Below are 11,958 nucleotides of genomic sequence, written 5' to 3' on the forward strand. Positions count from 1 at the left end.
CGCCCCCCCCCAAGTTCCCCCCCTCTCTTTTCGCCGGCAGCGTCAGTTGTGTAAAAAACACAAAATTTCCCCTTCCCCCTTCCCCCTCATCTCCCCATACCCTTCCATAACTTCCGTAAAATTTGAAGCGAATGTGTAGTTTTACTGTAGTCGAATATTCCTGTCAGGGAGTAGCGATACAATCACTATACACATTTATGAGTATCATCAACAGCACATGATTACTAATTTGTAAAGGATTTAACTAAGGATTATTAGGCATTATTTGAAGAGGAGTCAGTGGTTGATGAGTAGACAACAGCTAGAGTTGGTAAAGCAATTGCAAACCACGTTGAATAAAATGGAAGTCACACTGGATGCGATCGCTGATGCTGTAGTCTGGGTGGGAGCAGACCAATGTATTCAATGGTGCAATTCTAGCTTTGAATTTCTAGTTAACCAAGCCCACGGTGGTGTTTGTGGTTTGAGGTTAATTGACTTGCTACCTTTGGTGCAAGCTGGACAGTTAGTTGCTTTGTCAGCCTATCCGGATATCAAAATCCTCAATGGAGAGTATGAAACAACAAATTATCAGTTGTGGCGCTCTCAAGGAACTTTAACATTACAAATTTCTGGTAGCTGTATCGGATTAACTGATGAAAAATGTGCAATATTGGTGATTCGCGATATTACTGAGACGATAGAAGCTCAAGAATCTTTGCAAGAAGTTAAGGAACAGTTAAATACATTAATTAACGCGACACCGGATATCATCTGTTTAAAAGATGGTGAGGGCAAATGGTTGCTCTCAAACCAAGCAAACTTGGAATTTTTAGAGCTAGAAGGTGTTGATTATCGAGGTAAAACTGATTCCGAACTGGCAGAATTTAGCAATTTTTATTGCGATACCTTACTTCATTGCAGCGAAACAGATGAACAATCTTGGCAACTGGGATCTGTGCATCGGGTAGAAGAAATTGTACCCCGACCTGATGGCACAACGAGCAGTTTAGATATGATTAAAGCTCCCTTGTTTCACCAGGATGGTAGACGTAAGGCCTTGCTTGTTTTGGGACGGGATATTACAGAGCGCAAAAACACCCAGCTGGCTCTAGAAAATTCTTTATCTTTGCTCAATACTATCTTTGAATCAATTCAAGATGGTATTTTAGTAGTCAATACTTTTAGTAATATCACTAGTTATAATCAAAAGTTCTTAGAAATGTGGTCGATTCCACCAGAACTTTTGAGCGAACCAAGTCATCCCCGGCGACTAGCGCATTTAGCAGACCAGTTAAAAGACCCCGATGCATTTTTACAACGGGTGGGGGAATTATACCAAAACCCGGAAGTTGTGAGTCATGACTGGTTAGAACTGTGCGATGGCAGAATATTTGAGCGCTACTCCTGTCCTCAGCGTGTCGGCGAACAAATTATTGGCAGAGTTTGGAGTTTCCGCGATGTGACTCAACGCCATAGGGCAGAAGAAGCACTGCGACAAAGTGAGTTGGAATACCGCAGTATTTTTGAAGCTATCAATGACGGACTATTTCTTACTGAAATCGAAACTGAAACAGTCGTTGAAATTAATCCTGCTGCTTACCAGATGCACGGCTATAGCTATGAAGAATTTATAGGTTTGCATCCATCTGCTTATATTCACCCAGATTCATATGGTGTTTTTAATGAGTTTGTAGAAAAAACACGAGCTGGCGAGCAATTTTACGGACAAGCAGTTGATATCTGCAAAGATGGCAGTTTAATCGATGTGGAAGTCAAAGGAACGATTTGTATTTATCATGGCAAGCCACATATCTTAGCAATAGTGCGGGATATTACCGCTCGCAAACGCACTCAGGAAGCCTTGCGCCAAAGTGAAGCACAATATCGCGATTTGGTACAAACTGCCAATTGTATCATTCTGCGTTGGGATGGCAATGGTGACGTTATATTTTTGAATGACTACGGTCAAAGACTTTTTGGTTTCGATTTAGATGAAATTACAGGACGTAATGTTGTCGGTACAATTGTTCCGGAAACGGAAACTTCTGGACGGGACTTGCAGGCTTTGATGGTGGATATTTGCCTGCACCCAGAAAAATATCTATTTAATGAAAACGAGAACTTGTGTAAAAATGGCGATCGCGTTTGGATAGTCTGGGCAAATAAACCCATCTTAGATGAACAAGGAAACTTAGTCGAAATTCTTTCGGTGGGAACCGATGCCACAGAACGCAAACGCGTCCAAGCAGCGTTGCAAGAAAATGAGTTAAAATTCCGCAGCATTGTGGAAAATGCCAATGATTTGATATTTATTCTCTCACCACAGGGAATTTTTACTTATCACTCGCCGAATGTAACGGCAATCATGGGTTACAGTTTGGAGGAAATCGAAGGTCATTCAGTGGTAGAGTTTACCCATCCTGAAGATTTACCAACTAGCACCACCGGCTTACAAAGGGCGATAACCGGGGAAAAACTCACTGATATTGAAGTGCGATTGCAACACAAAGATGGTAGCTGGCGATGGTTTAACTTTAATACTTCCACAATTCATACTTCCAGTGGTGAAATTGCGATCGCAGGTGTAGGAAGAGATATCACAGAACGCAAGCAAGCAGAAGAAGCCTTGCGTCGTAGTGAAATGAAATACCGCAACATCTTTGAGAATTCCCAAGTGGGAATTTTCCGCACCCGTCGAAAGGATGGATTAATTCTCGATGCTAACGATCATGGCGCACATATCGTCGGTTTTGCTTGTGCTTCTGATTTAATTGGCAATTATTTGACAACAGATTTTTATCTCAATCCCAGCGAACGCGCCATAATTTTAAAACAGATAGAAGAACATGGCGAAGTATGCAATTATGAATTACCATTGCGTCGCCCCGATGGTTCTGTGGTCTGGCTATTATTGTCACTGCGCCTCAACTCAGAAGAATCTTGTCTGGATTGCGTGTTTACGGATATTAGCGTCCGCAAACAACAAGAACAAGCTTTACGCTTAATTGTTGAAGGCACAGCAGCTAAAACCGGTGATGAATTCTTTAATTCCTGCGTTCGTTACCTAGCCGAAGTGTTGCAAGTCCAATATGCCCTAGTCACTGAATTTAATGATGAGCCAAAAACCAAAGTCCACACTTTGGCATTTTGGTGTTGTGGAAATATTGGCGACAACTTGGAATATGATTTGCGCGGTACTCCTTGTCAACATACCTTGCAAGGCAATATGTGTCACTATCCCCAAGGAGTGCAAGGCGCTTTCCCCGAAGATGCAGATTTAATCAGGATGAATGCCGAAAGTTTTCTCGGCGTTCCTCTTACCAGTTCATCCGGCGAAATTATTGGACATCTAGCAGTAATAGATGTCAAACCAATGCAGCCCGATCCCGGACGAGAACTAATTATGAAAATTTTTGCTGCCCGTGCCGGTGCTGAATTGGAACGCAAACAAGCAGAAGCCGCTTTACAACAAAGCGAATTAAAGTTTCGTACCATCGTAGAAACGGTAAATGATGTGCTATTTGCGATGAATACTGATGGAGCTTTCAACTATATTTCCCCAAATATTTTAAAGACCACCGGATTTGCCCCTAGCGAAATCGAGGGTAATTCCTTGGCATTATTTACTCATCCCGATGATGTGCCCAAATGTCTAGAAGTTGCTCAAAAAGTTCTGGCAACAGGTGAAGGAATTTCCAATACTGAGTTTCGTGGCAGACATCGCAATGGGGGCTGGGTTTGGCAAACTGCTAATATAGCCCGCACCCAAGACGCCCAAGGTAACTTTCAAATTGTGGGTGTAGCTCGTGATATTAACGATCGCAAACTAGCAGAAGCAGCCCTGCAACGTCGTACTCAAGCGGAAACTTTAATCAGCAGCATTTCTCGGCAATTTATTGACCAAGATTTAGAAACAGCAATTAACTTTACACTCAAAGCGATCGCTGAATTTATTAACGCCGAACACAGTTGCATTTTTGAATGTTCCAACGAGCAAAAGGAATTTTACCTAATTCATGAATGGTGCAGCGAACATGTTTCACCATTAATTGATATTGCCAGAGGTTCGCCTGTGGAAGTTTTTCCGTATTTCTACGAGCCAATTCTCCGTGGTAAACATCGCCAAATCTCTCGTGTGGAAGAACTACCAGCCCATCTACCAGAGCGACAACTGTTTGAAACTATGTCGTTTCAATCTTTACTGGCTGTACCGATGGTTCATACTGGCAAAGTCGTTGGATTTGTCGGTGCAGCCATGATTCGCTCCTCGAAAACCTGGAATCAAGAAGATATTAATTTCTTGAAACTGGTTGGTGAAATCATAGCCATTGGTAGAGCCAGACATCAAGCAGAAGAAGCTTTGAGAATTGCCAAAGAAGCCGCCGAAACAGCCAACCGAGCAAAAAGCGCTTTCTTGGCTAACATGAGTCACGAACTCCGCACACCCTTAAATGCAATTCTCGGCTTTTCCCAATTAATGGAACGAGACACCAGCCTCAACTCTAATCAACGTGAATCCCTAGCTACCATTAACCGTAGTGGAGAACACTTACTCAACTTGATTAACGATGTCTTGGAAATGTCCAAAATTGAAGCCGGACAAATTATTTTCAACCCCGAAGACTTCGACCTTTATTTCTTGTTGCAAACATTACAAGAAATGTTCCAGGTGCGGACACAAGCCAAGCAATTATTCCTCAAATTTGAAATGTCCCCCAATCTCCCCCGTTACATCCAAACAGATGAAGGTAAACTGCGCCAAATCCTAATTAACCTTTTGGGTAATGCTGTTAAGTTCACTCAAACTGGCGGCGTAACCTTGCGGGTGAGGTTGGGGAAATGGGGAGATGGAGGAGATGAGGGGACAAGGGAACTAGAGAATATTCTTAACTCCTCACTCCTCACTCCTCACTCCCCATGCCCAATGCCCCAATCCCTAATCTTTGAAATCGAAGACACCGGACGGGGAATAGCACAACAAGAAATGGATAATTTGTTTCAGCCTTTTGTGCAGACATCAAGTGGTATCCAAACGAAGGAGGGCACTGGGTTGGGGTTAACCATTAGCCGCCAGTTTGTGCGCTTGTTGGGAGGTGACATTCACATTACCAGCACCCCTGGACAAGGATCTATTTTTAGCTTTGACATCCAAGTGAATTTGGTTGCAGCCTTAAAAGCTACACCCAAGTTAAGTAAAGGGCGGGTGATTCAACTAGCACCAAACCAACCAGATTACCGAATTTTGGTGGTGGATGACCGCAAAGAAAACTGCAATTTAATTGTACAACTGCTTGGTAGTGTTGGTTTTAATACCAAAATTGCTAATAATGGACAGGAAGCAATCGCTATTTGGCAAAATTGGCAACCCCACTTAATTTGGATGGATATGCGAATGCCTGTAATGAACGGCTATGACGCAACTAAAGAAATTAGAGCCAGAGAAAGAAGAGATGCAGAGATTAAAAGAGGCGGTGACACAAAGAGCGACAATGTCGGTGCGTCAGTGCCCCAGTGCGTCCCTGTGTCCTCTTTCCGTACCGTAATTATCGCCCTCACTGCCAGCGCTTTTGAAGAACAACAAGCAAGTATCTTAGCCGCAGGTTGTGACGACTTAGTTCGTAAGCCATTCCGAGAACAGGTCATTTTTGAAAAAATCGCTGAATATTTGGATGTCGATTATATTTATGCAGAAGAAAGCCGTGAAAATTTCACAGACAAAAAGTTAAATAATGCTCAACCTGCCAGCTTGGATATTAACTCTGCAATTAAGCTGATGCCTGCTGAATGGATAGCACAATTAAATCAAGCAGCCATTGAAGTTGATGCTGAGCGAATTTTGCAACTCATTCAACAAATTGAGCCGACTCATTCTCACTTGGCAGAAAATTTGGCAAATTTAGTCCGTAACTTCTGCTTCGATGAAATTATCGATATTAGCTTGCAGGTAGATAAATAAGGAGAAATTGCAATTAGTTAGCTGTGTTTAGTTACCTTCGATACGTTAATGGATTTACAGCAGTTTTCATCTATTTGAAACATATCTGTATAAAACGTAAAAAGTAAAAAGTAAAAGAAATACTGAATTCATCTTTTTTTTACTTTTTAACTTTTTACTTTTACCTTATGAAGTTTGAACAATTACTGCTTTAAGCGAGGTATATTCGGTACAACAAAGGTAGTTGAGGAATTAGTGGTTCGAGCATTAGCGGCTGAGGAATTAGTTGTTGGAGAACTGAGATTTAAGAAGTCAATCAGTTTGAGATTTAGATTACGGATTTTCCAACGCCCATTTCTATTGACGACTTCATCTTCATAAGTGCCATTCGCAACATCAATGCTAGTTTCTGAACGTTTATGAGTGGCATGAAGATAAGCAATCATCGTTGCTTTATTATTATTATTTTCAAATGAGACGTTTATCGAACCCATCAAGTGTTGGGTAGCTAGATAACCATTTTGTTGAAATATCGCATAAACAAAATCTGCCCATGAATCTGTTCCAATACGTGTTTCGGTTGCCCCATCAGGAAAAACTACAGTGAAAACTGCATCTTGAGTAAAACAATTCCGATAAATTTTCTTTCCTTCTAAAATATTTCCCGTACCAATGGTGTCAGTTCCCAGAGCATAACAACTTGCTAATCTTTGAATGTCCAATTCTGCATTAGGTTGACTTGCATTTGCTATTTCAAACCTACCTCCAATAAATAAGACAAGAGCAACAGCAAGCACTATCAAAGTTATACGATTTAACAAAAATGAAATAGCCTTGGCAACAATTTGCCCGTTTTCTCTTCTTTTTTCCACAAGATGACTCCCCTAATTTTTATACTTTTCGCATCTTGTACTTTCTTGCACGCTAAAGTTTAGCCTGATAAATTTAGCTCAAAAACTTACTGAAATCCTTGCAGATTTCGCTAGAGCTTATTTAAATATCAGCTAGTAAATGATAAACCTAGTACAAGATTGGATTTCTATAGCAATCCCAAATAATTTGTGAAATATTATGTGTTAGGGTTGTTGACTGTTAACCTTTGACAGTCAATAGTTCACACCGATATTGTTCACATCTGAAATAGGATTGCTATGTAACTATTCTATTTATAACAATCTAAAAATGAATTTGTTAGTGTTTTTTATCGATAAATCTATATTGATTTGATTAAGTAATTAAGTTACTACTTAGATAATTTGAAAACAAAAAAAATTAACTTTGTATTATCAATTTTTACAACTTAAATATAATTACTATAGTAATCTACAATAGTTCATGATAAAGGTAGGGGCGTACAGCTGTACACCCCTACTGGTATCACTTTTATGCCAAACGCAGATCAGGACACTTTTGTAAAAACCCAGACCCTTTATTGTGGGCATCAATGTTATAAGTATGTGTTGGTGTCGGTCGAATAATACCATCAAATAAATCATCTAATCCGTAGGGAGTGAAAAATTCCCATTCACCTTGTGCGTTGAGTCGGACTCCCACAGCAGTAGCAGTATGTAACCAATTTGTAATGCCATCTTCCGTACTAGTGTAGGGTCTTGACCCAAGACGCCAACGAGCAAAACTAGCTTGATTTTTGATATCAAATTGCTCATCAGGAAATTGTTCTGTGAGATTTGCCTTAGCTGCTAGTTCCTGGGAACGATTTCCTTCCATATCAAAAAAAGCAATATCAAAATCTTTAATACCTAAGCCACAATGGTCACCAAAAATTGAACGCCAAACTGTGTTTCTAACCGCACCTCCGGCTAACCACCAGTTAGGTAAATTGAGTTGAGCGATGGCAGGTAATACTCTATCAATAGCTGTATCAGTTAAAATCATCTGTAAACGAGTGTTACTATTCATATAGCAATCCTATTTGAGTTGTCAAAATATCAATGGCGGCTGTTAGGGAACTGCAAAAAATAAATTATTCTGGTTAAAGCGTTGACGGTTCACAGTTAACAGTCAACAGTCAACACTCAACAATAGTAATGAAATATTTTTTTACTTGAAAATCCCTTAACTATCAACTGTAGTCAAACAACAGCCTGAGCATTAAAATTTTACAAATGATTTAGTCGTGTTATATTAAATTTCTAGAAGATTTATTTGTGCTGCTATAAAGTACACCCATCTTCCACCACTTTGCTAATACAAACTTCAGTAAAGTATTTTTATTAACTAAATTAAATTATTAAAAATAGTAATATTTAACTCAGAAAATAACTTGAATTTGTATATTATATATTTTTACATATCTGTTTGTTCAATATAGGACTGATATTTGATTTTTGAAATCCACTTAGGGGAGCCAACCGCGTGCTGTTAGTCGCAATATCTAGCACAGAGTCAATATTTTTGCGTGTAATTTGACTCGACATATTGAATTATCTGATTTTATTTAAATCAGATAATCAAGATAATTTTTGTTCATTTTCAACACATTTAACAGTTATTTGTACACACGATTAATGACAAACAACACCCCACAGGAATTAAACCAAGATCGAGAGATTGAGCGTTTGATTGATGAAGTCATGTCCTCATCTCTGACTGAGGAACAGTATCGCAAAAAGATGCAACGACGCAAAGAAGTGCAAGACAAGCGCATTGCACAAGCAATACCAGAAAAAGGATTAATTATTGTAAATACTGGTAATGGTAAGGGTAAAACTACTGCGGCTTTGGGGATGGTATTACGATCGCTAGGTCATGGATATAAAGTAGCCATCGTCCAATTCATTAAAGGTAGCTGGGAACCTTCAGAAAAAAGGGTTTTTAGTTATTGGGAAGACCAAATCGAATTTCATGCAATGGGCGAAGGCTTTACCTGGGAAACTCAAGACCGCGATCGCGACCTTGATAAAGCTAGCGCCGCATGGCAAAAATCATTAGAATATATCCGCAACCCAGATTTTCATCTTGTGTTACTAGATGAAATCAATATCGCTTTGAAAATGGCTTATTTAGAAGTGGAAGAAGTTTTAGCAGGTTTGGCAGAAAAACCAGCTAATAAACACGTTATTCTCACAGGGCGAGGAGCGCCAGCTGCTTTAATCGAATGTGCGGATTTAGTAACAGAGATGACCCTAGTTAAGCATCCGTTCCGCGATCAAGGTGTAAAAGCGCAGCCAGGAATTGAGTATTAACTAAAAGATGATTTGCACGTTTGTAATACGCGGCGATCGCCAGTACCGATGGAATTTAATCGATAAAAGTCTTGCAAAGTTATTGAGTAAGCATAGGTACTTAGCTCATCTTCACTAACCTTAGGCAATATATTGCTTGTAGCTACCTGATTAGACTCATCAGCACTCGCTTGGGTAGATGACCCACGAACCGTCATCGCTAACTCTCCCGACTGGTCGAGGGTGCCCCGAAAACAATTAAACTCTGATTGGGGCATATACAAAGCACCGATGGCCCTGTCTCGCTGCTTTTGAAATATGATGTAAGCTTGACCAATCTGATTTGCTTGTGGCGATTGGCCGTAAAGATAAACTCCATCTTTTGTCGGAAAATTCCCTCGTGGTAAAGCTCCTACTCCTTTGGTACTAGACTGAGCATCTGGAGCCAGCTTTGTGGTTGTAGATGCTATTTTTTTGTTTTTATCCCCAAAAATCTCTCCATCAGCAGCAGCTATTTGCTGTTGACTTCTCTGTTCTCGAATTTGTCTGAGTCTTGACAAAAGAGAATTTTCAGAGCTTCTTTGAATCCGAGCTGATGAAAATGGAGCGTTTTTAACTGAGACAACATCATTTTGGTTGCTCATACAGCCGAACGCGAGAAGTAAGCCTAAGCCCGCAAGGGAAACTCCCCACTGGCGGGGAGATAATAACCGATGAAAGTTGTTAAGCACCCTACTTCTCCTGTTAAAAAATTAACTACATTTTCCAGAACTTACTTAAATCATAATCAAGTCTTGATTGCTAATGACTTAATTTCTATTGTCGGAAAAACAAAACTCTCAAAAACTAAAATTTTTATTTAATTTAGCTTAACAATCCTAGATTACCATCACTAAGACTATTTATGATTCATCCAGCAGATTCATTCCATTGGGTGAGGTTAATTTTAAATCTAGTACTACCAATGAAATAAATTATTTTGGTTTAGGGACTTCCAAGTAAAAAAATATTCCACAGAAGACCGTTGACCGTTGACAGTCAACAGTGAATAGTCAACGACCTAAATCTGAACAATTTATTTTTTGGAGTTCCCTGAAGTGTTGAGTGTTAATTGCGAACCGTCAACAGTCAACAATAACAATGGAATCTTTTTTTACTTGTAAGTACTAATAAATGATATTTTTATCATACTTATATAAGTATAAATATGGCAATGGTGTTCGATTTTTTAGAGATGTTGCATGACAACGTCTCTTCTCTAAAAAAAATCGCCTCCTGAATTCAGGAGGCGCTTCACCAAGGTGGTGTGGAGACGCAAATTTTTGCGTCTGATGGTTTTAGCTAGCGATGTATTCTTTAACATTGCCACGACGGCGACGTAAATGAGCCAAAGCTTGATGCTCCAACTGGCGGACGCGTTCGCGGCTGAGATTCAATCTCTCACCAACTTTCGCCAATGACATTTCGTTACCATCCTCTAAACCAAAGCGTAAGGCTAAAACTTCGCGCTGTTGGGGAGTTAGTTCTGCTAGCAAGTTGTTTAAGTCTTGGCGTAGGAACTCTTGGTTGGTGTAATACTCTGGTGACGGGCCGTCATCTTCGAGCATTTCCTGTAACTCTGTATCTTGGTTATCGCCGACTCGCACATCCAAAGACACTGGTTGACGCGCCATATTCAAATACTCACGAATCTGAGCAGGTTCTAGTTCCAGTTCTTTGGCAATTTCAGCTGGAGTAGGCGATCGCCCCAGGGTTTGAGCCAACTCGCGCTGCACTTTTTTGATTTTGTTGAGCTTCTCGGTAATGTGAATCGGTAAGCGAATAGTACGACCTTGTTGGGCGATCGCACGGGTAATCGCTTGGCGAATCCACCAGTAAGCGTAGGTTGAGAATTTATAACCCCTTGTGGGATCGAATTTCTCTACACCCCGTTCTAATCCTAGTGTTCCTTCCTGGATCAAATCCAGAAATTCCATGTTACGCTTTTGATATTTCTTAGCGATGGCAACCACCAAGCGTAAATTCGCTTCAATCATTTTTTGCTTGGCGCGCTTACCTTGAGCTACCGTTTGTTTCACTTCGGTTTCTGATTGGCGAACATGGTCAGCCCACTCTGGTAAACTCGGTTCCCGACGCAATTTCTTCGCCAAAGCTTCTTTGGCGTCAATTAGCGTCATCATTTGTTGCACCTGCTTACCATAGACAATTTCTTGTTCGCGGGTTAGCAGTGGTACGCGACCAATTTCTCGCAGATAGGTTCGCACCATATCAGCCGTGAATTTGGTGTTCAGGTTTTCCGTTTGGGTATTGACAGTAGGCATTGGTGCGTTGTCCTCTACTCCGTAAATACAATGTATTTTTTCTTACTAAAGTTAATTGAGAAAGGTAGTACACAGATCACGGAACACTAGGAGCTACCAAAAGTAATGAGATCGATTGATAAAGCCGTTGTTAAGACGGTAAACCCCTGAGATAGGTTCCCCCTACCTTCCTGAAATTTTTTAATCTTTTATAAGCACGCTGGGTTGTTTTTGAGAATTCTTCTCTTGGACAGTTACTAACTGTAACTGAAAAATCCGAAGTGGATATGAGTTTTACTTAGCTTTATAATACGATAAATCAGGTAGATAGTAAAGTATCTTAAGATAAAGCTTGTAATTATAATTTAAAACTGTCCCTTTGCCAAAAAAATTTTTAAACTTCCTTGAAATTACTCACTACATCTATAGTGACGCCAAAAACCCCTCTTCTGTTGCTAAAAATTAGCCGGATAACCGAACTTAATTGGCTTTAGGAGTGGAGGGATGTTACGAATGGGGCATAGGGAGATGGGGAGATGGGGAGATGGGGAGATGG

The 11,958-nt window shown here is 40.3% G+C and carries 6 protein-coding genes; 2 read left to right on the forward strand and 4 right to left on the reverse strand.

Going from position 1 to position 11,958, the window contains the following annotated elements; all coding sequences use genetic code 11:
- Positions 1-286 precede the first annotated feature (286 nt).
- Positions 287-5,938: a PAS domain S-box protein gene (locus GNE10_RS23840; RefSeq protein ID WP_185567279.1), complete on the forward strand. Its 5,652-nt coding sequence runs from the start codon at positions 287-289 to the stop codon at positions 5,936-5,938.
- A gap of 182 nt (positions 5,939-6,120) precedes the next feature.
- On the opposite strand, the gene GNE10_RS23845 is transcribed toward GNE10_RS23840, so the two are convergent.
- Both GNE10_RS23845 and GNE10_RS23850 read right to left on the reverse strand, forming a co-directional pair.
- Entirely contained in the window at positions 6,121-6,789 is a 669-nt protein-coding gene (locus GNE10_RS23845; protein ID WP_185567280.1) for a nuclear transport factor 2 family protein, read from the reverse strand.
- Between the two features lie 511 nt (positions 6,790-7,300).
- Complete coding sequence (locus tag GNE10_RS23850) at positions 7,301-7,837, reverse strand: nucleotidyltransferase family protein (RefSeq protein ID WP_185567281.1); 537 nt, start codon at positions 7,835-7,837, stop codon at positions 7,301-7,303.
- A 608-nt stretch (positions 7,838-8,445) separates the two neighbouring features.
- Between GNE10_RS23850 and cobO the strand changes: the two genes are divergently transcribed.
- Entirely contained in the window at positions 8,446-9,123 is a 678-nt protein-coding gene (gene cobO, locus GNE10_RS23855) for a cob(I)yrinic acid a,c-diamide adenosyltransferase (protein ID WP_185567282.1), read from the forward strand.
- On the opposite strand, the gene GNE10_RS23860 is transcribed toward cobO, so the two are convergent.
- A complete protein-coding gene (locus tag GNE10_RS23860; protein ID WP_221642971.1) occupies positions 9,120-9,746 on the reverse strand; it encodes a hypothetical protein in 627 nt (208 codons plus the stop codon). The genes cobO and GNE10_RS23860 overlap by 4 nt on opposite strands.
- A gap of 693 nt (positions 9,747-10,439) precedes the next feature.
- The gene (locus GNE10_RS23865; protein ID WP_099067985.1) at positions 10,440-11,423 is read right to left on the reverse strand and encodes an RNA polymerase sigma factor, RpoD/SigA family; all 984 of its coding nucleotides are present in this window, start codon (positions 11,421-11,423) and stop codon (positions 10,440-10,442) included.
- Positions 11,424-11,958: the final 535 nt, after the last annotated feature.

The sequence above is a fragment of the Nostoc sp. 2RC genome, assembly GCF_014222165.1.
GTDB classification, from domain to species: Bacteria; Cyanobacteriota; Cyanobacteriia; order Cyanobacteriales; family Nostocaceae; genus Nostoc; species Nostoc linckia.